Source organism: uncultured Polaribacter sp., assembly GCF_947497125.1.
In the GTDB taxonomy this organism is placed as follows: Bacteria; Bacteroidota; Bacteroidia; order Flavobacteriales; family Flavobacteriaceae; genus Polaribacter.
Map to the genome: position 1 here is coordinate 141,168 of NZ_CANMFI010000002.1, position 17,349 is coordinate 158,516.

The window sequence follows — 17,349 nt, forward strand, 5'->3', positions numbered from 1 at the left end:
TTCTTATTTAGTGTACAAATTTACGTTTATTCTTTGTAAGCAAAAAGGAGATTTTCTTTTAAATAAAATCAGGCTTTCAAATGTATTTAAAAGCCTGATTGAACTTGCAACTCTATCTAAAAGTTAAAATATATGTAGGATACTTTCTTTAAAAAAATTCAGTTTCCTCGATACGCGCTTCATCAGAAATAGGACAACACAAGTAATAAAAGGAATCTATCCTGAACTAAAAAAGTCGAGATTTTAAATTTAAAATCTCGACTTTTTTAATCTAATATTGAAAATTTATTATTTCAATTTTTTCTTAACGGCAACTTCTTTATAAGCTTCAATAATATCTCCTTGAGCAATATCATTGTAGTTTTTAATTTGAACACCACAATCAAACCCTTTAGTTACCTCTTTAACGTCATCTTTAAAACGTTTTAAAGCTGTTAGAGTTCCATCATGAACAACAATTCCGTCTCTAATAATTCTAATTTGTGAATCTCTTTGAATTTTACCAGACATTACCATACAACCTGCAATGTTACCTACTTTAGAGATTTTATAAATTTCTCTAATTTCTACATTACCAGAAACTTCTTCTTTCATTTCAGGAGAAAGCATGCCTTCCATAGCATCTTTAAGATCGTTTATGGCTGCATAAATAATAGAATATGTTCTAATATCTACCTCTTCTCTATCTGCTACGGCTCTTGCGTTTCCTTGTGGACGAACGTTAAAACCAACAATAATAGCGTCTGAAGCAGTTGCTAATAACACATCACTTTCTGTAATGGCACCTACACCTTTATGTAAAATATTTACTTGAATTTCTTCGGTAGATAATTTCTGGAAAGAATCTGTTAATGCTTCTACAGAACCATCTACATCTCCTTTTAAGATAATGTTTAATTCTTTAAAGTCACCTAACGCAATTCTACGACCAATTTCATCTAACGTTAATGTTTTCTGAGTTCTAACAGATTGCTCTCTTTGTAATTGAGATCTTTTTGATGCAATTTGTTTTGCTTCACGTTCATCTTCAAATACGTTAAACTTATCACCTGCTTGTGGCGCTCCATCTAAACCTAAAATAGATACTGGTGTAGAGGGTCCTGCTTGCTTTAAGTTATTCCCTTTATCATCAAACATTGCTCTAACTTTACCACTGTGTTTACCTGCTAACAAGTAATCTCCAATTTTTAAAGTTCCTGCTTGTACCATTATTGTAGAAACGTATCCTCTACCTTTGTCTAGTAAAGCTTCTACTACAGTACCAACTGCATTTTTATTAGGGTTTGCTTTCAATTCTAAAATTTCGGCTTCTAATAAAACTTTTTCTAATAACTCAGGAATTCCTGCACCTGTTTTGGCAGAAATATCTTGAGACTGTATGTTACCACCCCATTCTTCAATTAATAAATTCATTGAAGAAAGTTGTGTTTTTACATTATCTGGGTTTGCGTTTGGCTTATCAATTTTGTTAATTGCAAATATAATTGGTACACCTGCTGCCTGTGCATGAGAAATTGCTTCTTTTGTTTGAGGCATTACATCATCATCAGCTGCTGCAACAATAATAACTAAATCGGTAACTTGTGCACCACGAGCACGCATTGCTGTAAAGGCCTCGTGACCTGGTGTATCTAAGAAGGCTATTTTTTGATCACCAACATTTACAGAATAAGCTCCAATATGCTGTGTAATTCCACCACTTTCTCCGTCTACAATATTTGCTTTTCTAATGTAATCTAATAAAGATGTTTTACCATGATCTACATGTCCCATTACAGTAATAATAGGTGCACGCATTTCTAAATCTTCTGGTTTATCGATTACTTCTTCAATAGATTCTTCTACCTCAGCACCAATAAATTCTACTTTATGATTAAATTCTTCTGCAACAATTACAAGTGTTTCTGCATCTAAACGTTGGTTCATTGTAACCATCATACCCAACATCATACATGATGAGATAATATTAGTTACAGGTACATCCATCATTGTAGCAACTTCACTTACTGTTACAAATTCAGTAACTTTTAATATTTTATTATCTAAAGCTTGTGCTTCTAATTCAGCATCAGAATGCTCTCTGTGTGCTTCTCTTTTATTTCTACGGTATTTTGCACCTTTTCCTTTAGAAGATTTTCCTTGTAGCTTTTCTAAAGTTTCTCTTACTTGCTTTTGAATTTCTGCTTCAGTAGGTTCTTCTTTCTTAACTGCTGCTGGTCTTGCTGCACCTCTACCACCTCTATACGGTGTTCTTGTACCGCCTTGTCCTGGTCTAGAAGGTCTTGCTGTTGCAGAACCCGGAGCTCCTGCTTTTGTTACAATACGCTTACGCTTCTTTTTAGCGTCTGCATTTGCATCTTTTTTAACTTCTGGTTTCTTCTTTTTAGGTCTTTCAAATTGTTTTAAGTCAATTTTTTTACCTGTAAAATTAGGTCCGTCTAGTTTTTTATACTGAGTTTTAATTGCTTCTGCATTATCTGCAGTTACCTCTTCTTCGGTTTCTTCTGATTTTACCGCTTCTGCTTTCGCTTTTGGCTTTTCACCTCCTTTAGAAACTTCTTTTTCTATTTCAGAAACCACTTTTTTTGCTGAAGGCTTTGCTACTTCTTCTGTGTCTTTTACAACTTTTTCAGTAGCTGCTTTTTCTGCAACTGGCTCTTCTGCTTTTACAACTTTTTCGGTAGTAGTTTCAACTTTCGCTGTTACTGCCTCTTCTTTAGTTGGCTCTTCAACTTTAGGTTCTTTAGCAGCTGGCTTTTTACCAAGGGTATCAATATCAATTTTACCAACTGTTTTAAACTCTAATTTGTCTGCTTTGGCTTTTAAAACCTCTTCTTTCTTAGCTTCGTCTTCTTTTTTCTTTTCTAACTTAGCTTCAAGCTCTAAACGAATAGCTTCTTTCTCTTTACGTTTTTCCTCTCCAACTTCTTTAGATGCTGCTTTTTTGTTAGCATCTGTTTCAAAGCCATCGAGTAAAACTTGATAGACTTCGCCAGATATTTTAGTGGTAGGTCTTGCTTCTATTTCGTGACCTTTATCCGCTAAAAATTCGACTGCTCTATCAAGAGAAATATTTAATTCTCTTAAAACCTTATTAAGCCTCATTGTTTTGCCTACAGACATATATTTTTTTTAACTTTAAACTTGTAAAAATATTCTTTTACTTTACTACTTTACTTTATTTAGTCTTCGAATTCTTCTTTTAAAACTCGTTGAACATCCATAATGGTTTCTTCTTCTAGATCGGTTCTTTTAACCAATTCTTCTACACTAGTTTCTAGTACACTTCTAGCAGTATCTAAACCAATTTTTTTGAATTCTGTAATAACCCAATCTTCAATTTCATCGATAAATTCGGTTAATTCTACATCTTCTTCTTCTAAGCCTTCTCTTTTAACATCTATCTCGTAGCCTGTTAATTCACTTGCTAAACGTATGTTTACACCACCTCTACCAATTGCTTTAGAAACTTCTTCTGGCTTTAATAAAACGCTTACACGTCCTTTTTTGCCATTTTTTTCTTCTTCAAACATCTCTATTTCCATCGAAGTCACTTTTGCAGGACTTAATGCTCTAGAAATAAATAATTGTTCGTTTTTAGTGTAATTTATAACATCTATGTTTTCGTTACCCAATTCTCTAACAATACCATGTATTCTAGATCCTTTAACACCTACACAGGCGCCAACTGGGTCTATTCTATCATCATAAGAATCTACAGCAACTTTTGCTTTTTCTCCTGGTATTCTTGCCACTCCTTCTACGGTAATTAAACCGTCGAAAACCTCAGGTATTTCTTGTTCGAATAATTTATTTAAGAACAATGGAGATGTTCTAGACAAGATTATAGCAGGTTTATTACCTCTTAATTCTACCGATTTAATAACCCCTCTAACAGAATCTCCTTTTCGAAAGAAGTCTGAACGAATTTGCTCGCTTTTTGGCAATACAATTTCGTTACCATCATCATCTAACAATATAATTGCGTTATGACGAATGTGATGCACTTCTGCACTATATAAATCGCCTTCTAACTCTTTAAACTGTTTAAAGATATTGGTACTATCATGCTCGTAAATTTTAGAAATTAAATTTTGACGTAAGGCTAAAATTGCTCTTCTTCCTAAATCAATTAATTTTACTTCTTCCGAAACATCTTCTCCAATTTCAAAATCTGGTTCAATTAATCTAGCTTCTGCCAACTCAATTTCTTCATTATCATCTTCAGAAAAACCATCTGCAACAACAACTCTATTTCTCCAAATTTCTAAATCTCCTTTATCAGGGTTTATAATGATATCAAAATTATCATCAGACCCAAATTTACGTTTTAAGGCAGCTCTAAAAACCTCTTCTAAAATAGACATCAATGTTACTCTGTCTATACTTTTATTATCTTTAAATTCTGAAAACGAATCAATTAATGCTATATTCTCCATTACATTTTTTACTTAAAATACAATCTTCACTTTTGCTTCTTTAATATCTTTGTACGCTATTATTGCTTCTTTTTGAACAGTAACTTTACCTTTACCTATTGGTTTTGGCTCTCTTGCTTTCCAATTTAAAACAATTTTATCTTCATCTGCAGTAACTAAAGTACCTTCTAATTCTTCTTCAGAAGTTTTAACTTTTAGTATCCTGTTTATGTTTTTAATATACTGTCTTTTTACTTTTAACGGATGTGAAATATCAGGAGTAGAAACCTCTAAAGAAAAATCTTCTTCTTCTCTATCAAAACTATCATCTACAGCTCTGTTTACCCTAATACACTCACTTAAAGGAACGCCGTTATCACCATCTATTGTAACCAGAATTTTATTGTTTTCGGTAATATTTAAATCAATCAAATACAACGAATTATTCTGTGCTAACGCCTCATTTACTATGTCTTTTACTTTGGCTTGATCCATCTTAAATCTTAAAATAAAATATAAAAAGAGGGGACTTTAAGTCCCCTTCATTTTCTTTTACTGTGATTTTTTACGTTGCAAATATACGAATTGTTTATGATTTACCAAACTAAGTTTAATTCAATTATTTTTTGTAACTTTAGGTAAGCTCTTATTCACCTTTAAAATTTTAACATTATGCAAAAAATTTTAGTCCCAATTGATTTTTCAAAAACAGCTGAATATGCCGCTAAAGTTGCTGCACAAATTGCTAAAAAAACAAAAGCCACAATTTATCTTATTCATTTAATTGAATTACCTAAAGGAGTTGTAGACATGGGCTCTAGCAGTAGGTTTAGCATTCCAGAAAGCATGTTATATCTTAGAAAGGTTAGAGAAAAAGTGCTTCTATTTAAAGACACCTATTTTGATAAAGAAATACAGGTAGAATATTTTATAAAACTAAACACACCTTTTGAGGGCATCTTAAAGTATGCTGCTAAAATTGAGGCAGATTTAATAATTATGGGATCTAAAGGACACTCTGAGTTAGAAGAAATTTTGATTGGCTCTAATACAGAGAAAGTGGTTAGAAACTCTAAAACACCTGTGCTTGTAATCAAAAAAGACATCAAAAAATTTAGATTAAAAAACATTGTTTTTGCCTCTAACTTTAAAGAAGAAAACAAAGAGGTATTTGATAGAGTACTTCATTTTGCAGATCTATTTAAAGGCACCATTCATCTGTTAAAAATAAACACTCCTGCAAATTTTTTAGGCACCGCAGAAACTAAAGAAAAAATTGAAAATTTTATTACTGATTTTAACATCAAAAAGCATAAAATAAATATTTATAGTGATGTTTCTGTAGAGAAGGGTATCTTAAATTTCTCTAAAGAGATAAACGCAGATTTAATTGCACTAAGTACTCACGGAAGAAGTGGTTTGGCACATTTATTTACAGGCAGTGTTATTAAAAAACTATCTAAAAATGCCCTAAAACCAATGCTAACAATTAAAGTATAAGAACGTATTAATTTGCTTCTGATTTTAAAGTTTCGATAAATTTCTCGACGGTTAAAGCTTTATCAACATTAAAATCGCCAATTTTAGTTCTTCTTAAAGAAGATAAATGCGCGCCAGAGTTTAAAGCAACCCCAAAATCATGGGCTAAAGAACGAATGTAAGTACCCTTGCTACATACAATTCTAAAAGTTACTTCTGGTAAATTTACACTGGTAATTTCGAACTCTAAAACAGACACTTGTCTTGGCTGTATTTCTACAGTTTCACCTTTTCTTGCTATCTCATACAAGCGTTTTCCATCTTTTTTAATCGCCGAAAAAATTGGTGGTTTTTGCTGAATATCACCTACAAACTCATTGGTAGTTGCGTGTAAAAGCGCTTCTGTGATGTGTGTTGTTGGAAAAGTTTTATCTATTTCTGTTTCTAAATCGTAACTAGGTGTTGTGGCGCCCAACACAAAAGTACCTGTATACTGTTTTACCTGTCCTTGATAAATATGTATTTCTTTGGTTTGTTTACCAGTGCAAATAACAAGTAAACCTGTAGCCAAAGGATCTAGCGTACCTGCATGACCAACCTTTATTTTTTTAATATTGAATTGTTGTCTAATTTCCCAACGAAGTTTATTTACTACCTGAAAAGAAGTCCAATTTAGAGGCTTATCGATTAGTAAAACCTGTCCGTTTTTATAGTCTTCTGCAGTCATCTTAGTTAGAAAAATTTATACTTTAATTAGTTTAAGAATGTAGATACAATTGCAATTACACCTACAATTGCACAGTAAATTGAGAAGTACGATAATTTGCTTTTTTTAACCAACGCAATCATCCACTTACAAGCAATAAGACCTGCAAAAAAAGCAGCCAAAAAGCCCACTAATATTGGGGTTGTTTCTGATGAATGAAAGTTAATATCGCCGCCTAAAACATCTTTCCCAATTTTTCCAAAAATCAAAGGAACAACCATCAGAAAAGAAAAACGAGCTGCTTTTGTTCTATCAACTCCTAATAAAACCGAGGTAGATATTGTAGCGCCAGACCTAGAAATACCAGGCAACATTGCAATTGCTTGTGAAATTCCGATAAGTAATGAATTTGAAAACGAAACTTTTTTTTCGGTTTTCTTTGCCTTATCTGCTAGCAAGAGTAAGAGAGCTGTTAATAGTAACATAACACCAACTAATAGTATTTTACCATCAAAAAAAGAAGCTAGTTGTTCTTCAAAAAGCAACCCTACAATTACAGCTGGTAGCATAGAAATAATAATTTTTAAAGAAAATTTTAATTCTTCATTCCATTTAAACTGAAACAACCCTTTAAAAATTTCTGCTACTTCTTTTCTAAAAATCACTAAGGTACTTAGCGCTGTTGCAAAATGTAAAACTACTGTAAAAGTTAAGCTTTCTTCTGGCACAGAGGTGTCTCCTAAAATTGCCTTCGCCAATTCTAAATGACCACTAGAAGAAACAGGCAAAAACTCTGTAAAACCTTGTATTACACCTAAAATAATTGCTTCTAAAATATCCATTATTACTTTTTAGGATTTACTAAAATTGCATAAATCTCAATCGCCAAACCAATAATAACCAACGTTGGCGCCAAACGAATTCGTTGCCAATTATAAATTTCTTCGTTAAAAACATCAGGATTTTCACTACCTCCGCCTGCCATAAAAATAAAGCCAAGGGTAATAAACACAAGTCCGATAACCATTATTACATAATTCTTTTTACCAAACAAAAATGTGGGTTTTTCTATATTTTGATTCTCCATAATATTAGTAATATAATTCGTCTGTTTTTAAATTTAGGAAACGTTGGGTGGCAAAAAAAGTACTAATCCAAGTAATGATAAAAGAAACAATAATTACACTTGCTGCTAAATAACCCAATGTTATGTAGTCTTTTAACAATGCTAAACTTGGCGCTCGTTTGTCTATATAATACACCACAACTGCCAAGCCTATTAGTGCTAAAAACGCACCAATTGCGCCCAATTTAATACTTTGCCAAATAAAAGGCTTTCTAATAAACCCTTTTGTGGCACCAACCATTTGCATGGTTTTAATATTAAATCTTTTAGAATAGATAGATAATCTTATTGAACTATTGATTAAGATAATAGCTACTAAACCAAAAAAACCACACACAATTAAAAACCAAAAACTAACTCTTTTAATATTTTTAGTTAATAGATTTATTAATGGTTTATCATAAGAAACATCTGCAATTAATGCATTCTTTAAAAAACGAGTTTCTAATTCTTGCATTTTCTCTGGAGTAACAAAAGCGGCTTTTAAATAAATATCAATTCCGTTTTTTAATGGGTTTTTACCTAAAAAAGATAAAAAATCTTCCCCTATTTCTTTACTATAAATTTTTGCTGCGCGTTCTTTACTTGTGTAAATAATTCTTTTTGTAAAAACCTCTTTTTGAAGAGCGTCTTTAAAATTATTTCTATCTTTAGTAGAAACATCGTCTTTTAAAAATAAAGTAATAGCAACTTTTTCTTTTACTCGATTGGCAACTAACGTAGATTTTAGTAAAATTAACCCTAAAATACCTACCATAAAAAGTACCAAAGCAATACTTATTACTACCGAAAAATAAGAAGACTGCAGGCGTCTTTTTTGATAAGAATCAAATTTAGAAGACATATTATTTGTATATTTTTAAGGCTGCAATATAATAATTAGTAATCAGTTGATTGTAAGAGTTACACTATTTTAACGAATCTATTTCTTGGCACAACTCAATTAAGACTCCGTTACTTGCTTTTGGATGTAAAAAAACCACTAATTTATTATCCGCACCTTTTTTAGGTGTTTCATTAACAAAAACAAAACCTTGCTCTTTAAGTCTTAAAATTTCTGCTTTTAGATCTTTAACTGCAAATGCAATATGATGAATTCCTTCCCCTTTTTTTTCTATAAACTTAGCAATTGTACTTGAAGAACGGGTTGCTTGTAGCAATTCAATTTTATTAGGTCCTGTTTTAAAAAAAGAAGTTTTAACCCCTTCGGATGCTACTTCTTCAATTTTATAATGTGGCGCACCAAAAAGCGCTGCAAATAATTGATTAGACCGCTCTAAATCTTTAACTGCAATACCAATATGTTCTATTTTTTCCATTCATGTAAAGGTACTAAAAGCAGCTATTTACACCAATAAATAAAAAGTTTCTTATCGATACAGTCTTTCTACCTTTAAATAAACATTTTTCATGATTGGCTTTTCTGCATTTATAATTTCTGGGTACAAACAGATTGTTTCATTCTCTCTTAACAACAAAGAAGCCGTTACATGAGAAGATTTTACTGCATGATAACAGGGAGTTTTATGCGAAATTACTGCCTTATCATCATAAGGCTTATTATTAATAATTAAAGCCAACTTGGTTTCTAAATCTTTATAAAAAGTGGTTATTGACTCTTGATAAAAACCCCAAGATATCTTGTAAACACCATGTACAGGTATTGTTACTTTTTTTCCATCCCAAAGAGAAGTTTCTCCATTTTTTACCTCAAAATTTACAACCCCATGATTGTTTAATTCTTTTAACTCTACATTTATTCCAAAATTATTGATTGCTATCGGGCTATTTTCTACTATATTTAAATTCATAACGTTTGTATTTGTTACAAAAATAGATGGTATTTATAAGACATACATAAGGTAAAACCCTATAATGAATTAAGGATTTTATCTTATCTAGCATTGATTTTAATGTCATCTAATTCATAAGTGCCATCAAAATAAGTATTGCCAGAACCGGTATATTTAAAAGCAAAAAAGGCTTTTCCCGAAAACATTGATACATCAATATATGTAGAGTGTATCCAATTTTTAAAACCCTCGCCGTCTGCAACAATATTGGCTGGTAAAAGCGTCCAGGTTGCTAGATTAATATTTGCAAGATCTTCATTCCAATCAGTAGAAATAAACACCTCTAAAGTACTGCCGTTTGCAAAACTATTAGAGGTTTTAAAGGATAAAAATTCTTGTGAGGTGTTGTCTAAATCGACCCCTTTTGTAATTAACCATGTAATTGTTTCCGCATCATTTGAACTGCTAGAACCTATTCTTGCAGCCTTACTTTGCGAATAAGTATCTGTGTAAGACCTCCAAGACTTTGTGCCTTCTTGCCTGTAATTTACCCAATCGGTAATGCGTATTTCTCCTGTTGTATTCTCGAAATTCTCTTCTAACAAAACCATCGGAAAATCTGCTTCAGAAAGCGTGGTACATCTTTCTTGCTGCATCATAATATCTTTGGTAGAATTTAAAATCAATACTAAAAAATGACCATCATAATCTTTAGAAACCACTGCATCAATAAAACCACCACCAACCGGTAAAGCTTCATTGGCAAAATTTGCAAACGAACTTGTTTCTAACAATAGACTTGCAAAACCTACTGTTTGACAAGATTGTATTTTTCGATGTGTATCAAAATCTTCTGAAGTATCTACATAGGCTTTACCTGCCAAATCAGAAGGAAAAACAAGATTGTTAACACGAATAAAGGTGCCAATATCCGAGGCATTTAGCCCCGCTAGAGAGACTTGTTTAGGAATAATTTCTGCTGTAGTAGTAGCTCTAAAAAAGTGCGACTCTATCTGGTTAGATGAAACACTTTGTATTTCATTACTATTAGTTAAACTAACATTTCCGCCAATAGCTATCAATCCATCTCCAGAATTTAACTCGCCAATATAAAGACCTTTTAAACGAATATATACCTCTCTACCATAATTAAACTTATTGTAGCTATTGGTTAAGTTTATTGCAATTTTTATACCTGAAGTTGGGTTTTCTGGAGCATCTTGCATATAAAATTCTTTAAAATAATTCCCAGATTCATCCGAAGAAACAACAAAGCCTTTTACCACTATATCAGAAACAATTTTTACAGGAACACTACCAGAATTATATATTAATTTTAAATCTTTAATCGATTTTAATTCCACAATTTGATTATCGATGCTATCTAGAAGAAAGTTTAAATTTTCATTTTCTTCAACTCATAAGTTTTCTGGTACGGTAAATTTATTATCTATCACACAACTCATAAAAAAACTACTAAATAGTAATGCCAGAAAAGATATTTTAAGTGTTTTCATATCAATTTATTTTAAAAACTAAGGTTTACATTTACAAAATAAGTAGTACCTCTACCATACCAATATTTATTCCCAAAAATGGGATTGTCTTTTTCTTTATCTGCTTTTAATTGATAATAATTTGCATTTCTACCTTGCTCGAAACCACCAGATTTATAGATAGTATTTAACAAATTATTTACGGTACCGAAAAAACTTATATAGTATTTATTTACTTTCCAAGATTTTCCTCCAACAATGTTTAAAACGTTGTAATTATTGAATTTTTCTTGTTGTAACAGAGTTTTTGCAGTCTCTAAATTATAATCTGGAAAAGTTAAACCATCTATATCTTTATAAAAATTGCTAGATCTTGTTAAAGGAGCAACGTCTATATAAGTATTGCTAAAAAAATTTAAAGAGGCTCCAAACCACCAATAGTTAGGGTCTCTATACTCAAAACCAACAGAAATGGCATTATGAGGTCCGGCAGCTATTTTATAATTTTTTAAATTAGATACATCATCTTTAGAACGCCCATTTTCATCAAAAATACCTTCATTTGTAATATCTGAATTTAAATATAAGTTTGGATTATTTGCATACGTAAAACTACCAATTGACGCTGCACCGTTTAGTTTAAAAGCAGGCGTTATTTGAGCCTCTACACCCAGCTCTAAACCAACATGTTGCTTTTCTATACCCGATAAAATTTCTTGAACAAATGCCGTATTATCACCTCCTATTCCGTCTCCGAAATAAAAAGAAATTTCTGTTGCATCTTTTATATAAGTGTAATAACCTGTTAATTTGGTTGTAAGTATATTCCCTCTTTTGATATAGCTTACATCTGCAGATATTATTTTTTCTGACATTAAATTAGCAACTACATTGTTATTTTCTCTTACATTAGAAAAAGAATTTCTAATTGTTGGTGCTTGTGTAAAATACCCTAAATGAGCCTCTATTAAATGATGACCATTAATTTTATAAGTGCCTCCTGTTTTTAACTGATAATCTAAAAAATTTAATGGGTTAGAATTGCCTAAAGAATTGTCTTCAAATCGACCGTTTTTATAAAAACCCTCTCTTTGATAGTCTGTTTTTAAGAGATTTATAGCTGTGTAAAAATCTACTTTGTAATAGGTAAATTGAATCTGAGCAAAAGCATTTATAATAGCTGCATTTAAATTAAAATTATATTTAAATTTTTCTCCAATACCAACAACTCTATTTGGGTTTTGTAGATCGTTTTGTCTTTTTGCAGCTGTATCGGCAAAATTATTAATGTCTAAATAGCCACTACCACCTAATAAGTTAAGTGTTTTGGCATAATTATGAGACTTTAATCTTTTGTATTCTAATTTACCTGTTACCGAAATATGTTTATCTATTTGCGAATTATAAATTGTATTTAATGTCAATTGCCTATCATCATTTCTATCTTCATACAACACAAAAGCACTGTTTATGTTAGAGCTAGAGTTGGTAATGTTTGCATCAAAAATAGCACCCCAATCTAACTGTCCTTTTTCTAAAAATTGTTTTTGAACACTATATGCACCAAAAAAGTTACTGTTTGCCAAAAAATAACTTGGTAATTTTTGATAGTAAGTAGGACTCGGATTTGCACCGCCATTAAAATCTAACCGACTATTACCAATGCTACCAAATTGATATGAAACATTGGTTTGTAATTTATTTTTATCTGATATAGTCCAAAAATGATTTAGCATTATAATAGGTTCTTCAACATCTTTTAGTCGACTATTTAATTTACGCCCATTTAAACGCCCCCAATACTCGTTGTATTTAATCCCTTTTAAATCGACTACCTCTTGGGTGTTTGGTGATGATTTGCCTCTTCTATTTTGGGCAAATATTCCTGTAAAATTAATCTGATGATTTTTACTTATTTTCTTTTCAATAGCTGTAAAAAATGAAGTAGCATTGTATGAAGTCGCATCATTAAAACCCTCATTACCCAACCTTCTACTTCCAGAAAAAGTAAAAGACCAACCTTTGCGGGTAACTGGCATTGTATGAGTTGCCATTACTCGATGCTGGTAACTTCTATTAGAAGAAGAGTAAGATATTCTTGATCCAGGTCTTTGTTTAGAAGCTCTGGTGTTAAAATTTGTGCTTCCTAAAACACCGCCAAAAGCAACATTAGAAATGGCTAAACCATTGCTAAACTCTTGCTCTCTTAACACATCATTTAAACCACCCCAGTTACTCCATTGTGCTCGTCCGTCAAGAACTTTATTTAATTCTATTCCGTTCATTAAAACCTTTCCATGCTCAGAACCCAAGCCTTTTAACCTAAAAAAAGAAGCACTAAATTGAAAAGCAGCAGCTCTTAAAAAAACATCTTTGGTCGCTTGTAAAAGGCCCGAAATATTATCGGCACTATTCGCATCATTATTTAATTCATCATCGGTAATGCTAATTATACTAAGATCGGGTTGTTCTATAAATATTTTAGTTAAAAATATGATTCCCAAATCTATAGAAGAGTTATTTATAGTAATAGGAATCTTTTGAATTTGGTAACCAAGTAACTTAATTTCTAATATAAAAGGGCCCTTTTTAAGATTGTTTATTTTAAAAATACCGTTACTATTTGTTTGAATTTTAATTTGACTATTTAACACATAAACAAGAGCATTCTGCAATGGATTTTTAGAATTATAATCTAATACCGTTGCTTGAATACTATTTTGTGCAGTAGTTTCTAAAAATAGAAATAGCCACAAAAATAGAAACAAAATGTTGCTATTTTTACACATATTTTTCAAAGCTTTTTTTGTTGAAGTTAGTCATTTTAAAATAAAAAACACTCTAAAACACTCCTTATTAAGGATTTTAAATAGTACAAAACCCTATATTTGATCATCAAAAAAAGTATATTATGCTTAAAAAAACATCGTTGTTATTTTTACTAATGCTAGTGATAACTGGCGTTTCTGCTCAGAATAAAAAAAAGAAATATCAAATTAGAACGATTGCTTTTTATAATTTAGAAAACTTATTTGACACCATTAATGATGTTACTAAAAATGATGAAGCAAGCCCTATAATGGCGTTAAAATCTAATAAAACAGCTATTTATAATGAAAAAATAGAAAAATTAGCAAGTACAATTGCTCAAATAGGAATTGAAAAAACAAAAACCGCTCCTGCAATTATTGGCGTTGCAGAAGTAGAAAATAATAATGTATTAGAAGATTTAATAACGTCTGATTATTTAGCGAAATACAATTACGGTATTATTCATTATGATTCTCCAGACAAAAGGGGCATTGATGTTGCTTTATTGTATCAAAAGAAATATTTTAAACCTATACATCATGAAGTTTTTAATCCTAAGATTTACAAAAATAACTTCCCTGTTTATACTAGAGATCAATTATTAGTCTCTGGTTTTTTAGATGATGAATTAATTCATATTATCGTAAATCATTGGCCTTCTAGAAGTGGTGGACAACAAAAAAGTAATCCTTTAAGAGAGAAAGCTGCGCATCAAAATATAAAAATTATTGAACAGATTAGAGAAAATGACCCAAATGGCAAAATACTATCGATGGGTGATTTTAATGACGACCCAATAAATAATAGCTTTAAAAAGGTTTTAAAAACTAAAAGTAGAAAAAGAAGGGTGCAAGAAAATGACCTTTATAACCCTTACGAAGACTTATACAGAAGAGGCTTTAACACACTAGTTTATAGAGATAAACTTAATTTATTTGATATGATATACGTATCATCTCCTCTTTTAAGTAGTAAAAAAAAGGACTATATTAGCTACAAAATGTTTAAAGCGATGATTTTTAACAAACGCTTTTTAACAAATCAAAAAGGAAAATACAAAGGCTACCCGTTTAGAAGTTTTTTAAACGGTAGTTATACTGGGGGTTACTCAGACCATTATCCGGTATATTTGTATCTTATTAAAGAACAATTAAATTAAAAAATGATGATAAAAATTAAAAATGTAATTTGGTCAGTACTATTTACTAGCGCTTTTTGTGTAGCGCAGAACCCTGTAATTAAACTAGCAAATTTAGAGCAAACAGCACGTGTACAAAATGATTTAAAATATTCTGTTGATGGTATAGAAGGTCACCAATATTTTTTAGATGAATGGGGTACTGGAAAAATTATTATTAATGATAGTATTATTAACACACAAGCTAGAATACAGTTCGATATGGTTTCTGGAGAACCTATTATTGGCAATGAATATAAAGAAGGAAAAGGATTTATACTAAGAGACAAGTCTGTAACAGGTTTTGTAATAAACAATACTAATTTTGTAAGAATATCTAGTGAAAAATTTTTAGATAAAACCAAGCAAAAATTTTATGTAGTACCAATGTTTACAAATGAAAATTACTTTATAATTAAGTATAGTAAAACATTAAAAGAACCATACATTGCTAACAACGGCTATAACAAAGCAGACCTTAACAAAAAATATGTTACGCAAAAAAAATATTACATTCTTAATAAAGAAGGGAAATACATAGAAGTAAGATTAAAAGAAAAAAACATACTTAAGGCACTAAAAACAAATAATAAAGAACTTAAAAAATATATTAAGAGCAACAATTTAAACCTAAAAGAAAGCTCAGATTTAATTACATTTTTAAACTATTACCATTCTTTATAAATAAATCTATTGTATATACAAAAACCCGCAACAAATTTATGTTGCGGGTTTTTTTTGATAAAAAATTATTGCCTTTATTTTTAAATATTAATCTCTAAGAGATTTAAATTTAAAATATAAATATGTGTAAGCATCACGAGGTATAATTGTAATCCACTTTTTGTGTTTTAAATACCATTTAAAACGTATAGAATTTACTCCTTTTGTTAGATAAGCGGCAATAAAAGGATGTACATGTAATTGTACTTTTTTATTTTTAGAGTTAGACATAAACTTCTCTAAATCTGCCTCTAGTTTATCTAATAAAACAATAGGTGCTTCTACTTCTCCATTTTTGTTTGGGTTGGCTTCGGTAGTTTTTATACTTAACTCTGGTCTTACCCTTTGTCTTGTAATTTGTACCAAACCAAATTTACTTGGAGGTAATATTTTATGCTTTGTTCTATCAAAAGCCATTTGCTCTTTTAAGTGTTGAAACAATTTATTTCTGTTTTCAACTTTGTGCATATCAATAAAATCTACAACTATAATTCCTCCCATATCACGCAATTGTAATTGGCGTGCTATTTCTGTAGCTGATATTAGATTTACTTCTAATGCGGTATCTTCTTGAGAGCCTGCTTTGTTAGAACGGTTTCCACTATTTACATCTATTACATGTAAAGCTTCAGTGTGCTCTATAACTAAATAGGCACCCTTACTCATAGAAACTGTTTTACCAAATGATGTTTTAATTTGTCTTTCTATTCCATATTTTTCAAAAATTGGAGTTTCAGACTTGTGTAGTTTTACAATTTTTTCCTTTTCAGGATAAATTTCTTGTAAATACTCTTTAATTTCAACGTGTAACGTTTCATCATTGGTAACAATACTAGTAAACGACTCATTCATAACATCTCTTAAAATAGAAGATGCTCTGTTTAATTCGCTTAAAATTTTTGTTGGTGTATTTGTGTTAGGTATTCTTTTACATGTTGTAATCCAACGCGCTAACGAGTTTTGCAAATCTTTATCTAATTCTGCTACCTTTTTACCTTCGGCAACAGTTCTTAAAATAACGCCAAAACCTTTTGGTTTTATGCTTTTTGCTAATCTTTTTAAACGTTCTTTTTCTTTTGGATCTTCTATTTTTTGTGAAACAGAAACTCGGTTAGAAAAAGGAACTAAAACTAAAAATCTACCTGCTATGGACAACTCAGAACTTAATCTTGGTCCTTTTGTAGAAATTGGTTCTTTTACTATCTGTACTAATAGGTTTTGTCCTGTTTTTAGTACACTGTTAATACTACCGTCTTTGTGAATGTCTTCTTCCTTTCGGAAATTCTTTAAAGTGAATTCTTTATACTTACCTGTGCTTACTTTCTTAATGAATGTATTTAATGAATTTACCTGCGCACCTAAGTCATGATAATGTAAAAACCCGTCTTTCGGGTAACCTACATTTACAAAGGCTGCATTTAAACCAGTTAAAACCTTTCCTATTTTGGCTAAAAAAATATCGCCTACAGAAAACTTGTTATCACTAGTTTCATTATTTAATTCAATAAGTTTACCATCTCTTAATAAGGCAAAATCAATATCAGATGAATTAGACCGAATTATTAATTCTGTTTTCATGCTGAACTGTTTTTAGCTCTACACATACCTGTGTAGATGGGT

At 30.8% G+C, this 17,349-nt stretch carries 15 protein-coding genes; 3 read left to right on the plus strand and 12 right to left on the minus strand.

Translation table 11 applies throughout. The features are described 5' to 3' along the window. Positions 1-288: 288 nt before the first annotated feature. From infB to rimP, 3 genes are read right to left on the minus strand one after another with little or no spacing between them, the layout of a single operon-like run. Positions 289-3,123 (minus strand): translation initiation factor IF-2, encoded by a 2,835-nt coding sequence (infB, locus tag Q0678_RS03740; protein ID WP_299054110.1) that lies wholly within the window; start codon positions 3,121-3,123, stop codon positions 289-291. 59 nt (positions 3,124-3,182) lie between these two features. Continuing rightward, on the minus strand, positions 3,183-4,439 hold the full coding sequence (gene nusA, locus Q0678_RS03745) for a transcription termination factor NusA (protein WP_299054113.1): 1,257 nt from the start codon (positions 4,437-4,439) through the stop codon (positions 3,183-3,185). 12 nt (positions 4,440-4,451) lie between these two features. Continuing rightward, a complete protein-coding gene (gene rimP / locus Q0678_RS03750) occupies positions 4,452-4,913 on the minus strand; it encodes a ribosome assembly cofactor RimP (RefSeq protein WP_299054116.1) in 462 nt (153 codons plus the stop codon). A gap of 177 nt (positions 4,914-5,090) precedes the next feature. On the opposite strand from rimP, the gene Q0678_RS03755 reads away from it, so the two are divergent. Continuing rightward, positions 5,091-5,918: a universal stress protein gene (locus Q0678_RS03755; RefSeq protein ID WP_299054119.1), complete on the plus strand. Its 828-nt coding sequence runs from the start codon at positions 5,091-5,093 to the stop codon at positions 5,916-5,918. Between the two features lie 7 nt (positions 5,919-5,925). Here the strand turns inward: Q0678_RS03755 and truB are convergent, their stop codons facing one another. The 8 genes from truB to Q0678_RS03795 all read right to left on the minus strand — a co-directional run bounded on the left by truB (position 5,926) and on the right by Q0678_RS03795 (position 13,786). Next, entirely contained in the window at positions 5,926-6,624 is a 699-nt protein-coding gene (gene truB / locus Q0678_RS03760) for a tRNA pseudouridine(55) synthase TruB (protein WP_299054122.1), read from the minus strand. A gap of 26 nt (positions 6,625-6,650) precedes the next feature. Then, positions 6,651-7,445 carry an undecaprenyl-diphosphate phosphatase gene (locus Q0678_RS03765; protein ID WP_299054125.1) on the minus strand — a complete coding sequence of 265 codons (795 nt, stop codon included), beginning with the start codon at positions 7,443-7,445 and terminating at the stop codon, positions 6,651-6,653. A 2-nt stretch (positions 7,446-7,447) separates the two neighbouring features. Beyond that, entirely contained in the window at positions 7,448-7,690 is a 243-nt protein-coding gene (locus Q0678_RS03770; RefSeq protein WP_299054128.1) for a DUF3098 domain-containing protein, read from the minus strand. Between the two features lie 4 nt (positions 7,691-7,694). Continuing rightward, the gene (locus Q0678_RS03775; RefSeq protein WP_299054131.1) at positions 7,695-8,573 is read right to left on the minus strand and encodes a permease-like cell division protein FtsX; all 879 of its coding nucleotides are present in this window, start codon (positions 8,571-8,573) and stop codon (positions 7,695-7,697) included. Between the two features lie 64 nt (positions 8,574-8,637). Beyond that, positions 8,638-9,048 (minus strand): methylmalonyl-CoA epimerase, encoded by a 411-nt coding sequence (mce, locus tag Q0678_RS03780; RefSeq protein ID WP_299054133.1) that lies wholly within the window; start codon positions 9,046-9,048, stop codon positions 8,638-8,640. A 51-nt stretch (positions 9,049-9,099) separates the two neighbouring features. Further along, entirely contained in the window at positions 9,100-9,540 is a 441-nt protein-coding gene (locus Q0678_RS03785) for a hypothetical protein (protein ID WP_299054136.1), read from the minus strand. An 83-nt stretch (positions 9,541-9,623) separates the two neighbouring features. Beyond that, positions 9,624-10,886: a DUF5689 domain-containing protein gene (locus Q0678_RS03790; RefSeq protein ID WP_299054139.1), complete on the minus strand. Its 1,263-nt coding sequence runs from the start codon at positions 10,884-10,886 to the stop codon at positions 9,624-9,626. Positions 10,887-11,050: 164 nt separating this feature from the next. After that, a complete protein-coding gene (locus tag Q0678_RS03795; RefSeq protein ID WP_367181490.1) occupies positions 11,051-13,786 on the minus strand; it encodes a carboxypeptidase-like regulatory domain-containing protein in 2,736 nt (911 codons plus the stop codon). Positions 13,787-13,929: 143 nt separating this feature from the next. Between Q0678_RS03795 and Q0678_RS03800 the strand changes: the two genes are divergently transcribed. Both Q0678_RS03800 and Q0678_RS03805 read left to right on the plus strand, forming a co-directional pair. Next, a complete protein-coding gene (locus Q0678_RS03800) occupies positions 13,930-14,988 on the plus strand; it encodes an endonuclease/exonuclease/phosphatase family protein (protein WP_299054144.1) in 1,059 nt (352 codons plus the stop codon). Positions 14,989-14,991: 3 nt separating this feature from the next. Continuing rightward, a complete protein-coding gene (locus tag Q0678_RS03805; protein WP_299054147.1) occupies positions 14,992-15,690 on the plus strand; it encodes a hypothetical protein in 699 nt (232 codons plus the stop codon). An 87-nt stretch (positions 15,691-15,777) separates the two neighbouring features. On the opposite strand, the gene Q0678_RS03810 is transcribed toward Q0678_RS03805, so the two are convergent. Next, positions 15,778-17,307 carry a ribonuclease E/G gene (locus Q0678_RS03810; protein WP_299054150.1) on the minus strand — a complete coding sequence of 510 codons (1,530 nt, stop codon included), beginning with the start codon at positions 17,305-17,307 and terminating at the stop codon, positions 15,778-15,780. Positions 17,308-17,349 lie beyond the last annotated feature (42 nt).

What these genes read in the sequence shown, in the direction of transcription:
- infB (WP_299054110.1), bottom strand. Translation starts at nt 3,123, where the DNA reads ATGTCTGTAGGCAAAACAATGAGGCTTAATAAGGTTTTAAGAGAATTA.
- nusA (WP_299054113.1), bottom strand. Translation starts at nt 4,439, where the DNA reads ATGGAGAATATAGCATTAATTGATTCGTTTTCAGAATTTAAAGATAAT.
- rimP (WP_299054116.1), bottom strand. Translation starts at nt 4,913, where the DNA reads ATGGATCAAGCCAAAGTAAAAGACATAGTAAATGAGGCGTTAGCACAG.
- Q0678_RS03755 (WP_299054119.1), top strand. Translation starts at nt 5,091, where the DNA reads ATGCAAAAAATTTTAGTCCCAATTGATTTTTCAAAAACAGCTGAATAT.
- truB (WP_299054122.1), bottom strand. Translation starts at nt 6,624, where the DNA reads ATGACTGCAGAAGACTATAAAAACGGACAGGTTTTACTAATCGATAAG.
- Q0678_RS03765 (WP_299054125.1), bottom strand. Translation starts at nt 7,445, where the DNA reads ATGGATATTTTAGAAGCAATTATTTTAGGTGTAATACAAGGTTTTACA.
- Q0678_RS03770 (WP_299054128.1), bottom strand. Translation starts at nt 7,690, where the DNA reads ATGGAGAATCAAAATATAGAAAAACCCACATTTTTGTTTGGTAAAAAG.
- Q0678_RS03775 (WP_299054131.1), bottom strand. Translation starts at nt 8,573, where the DNA reads ATGTCTTCTAAATTTGATTCTTATCAAAAAAGACGCCTGCAGTCTTCT.
- mce (WP_299054133.1), bottom strand. Translation starts at nt 9,048, where the DNA reads ATGGAAAAAATAGAACATATTGGTATTGCAGTTAAAGATTTAGAGCGG.
- Q0678_RS03785 (WP_299054136.1), bottom strand. Translation starts at nt 9,540, where the DNA reads ATGAATTTAAATATAGTAGAAAATAGCCCGATAGCAATCAATAATTTT.
- Q0678_RS03800 (WP_299054144.1), top strand. Translation starts at nt 13,930, where the DNA reads ATGCTTAAAAAAACATCGTTGTTATTTTTACTAATGCTAGTGATAACT.
- Q0678_RS03805 (WP_299054147.1), top strand. Translation starts at nt 14,992, where the DNA reads ATGATGATAAAAATTAAAAATGTAATTTGGTCAGTACTATTTACTAGC.
- Q0678_RS03810 (WP_299054150.1), bottom strand. Translation starts at nt 17,307, where the DNA reads ATGAAAACAGAATTAATAATTCGGTCTAATTCATCTGATATTGATTTT.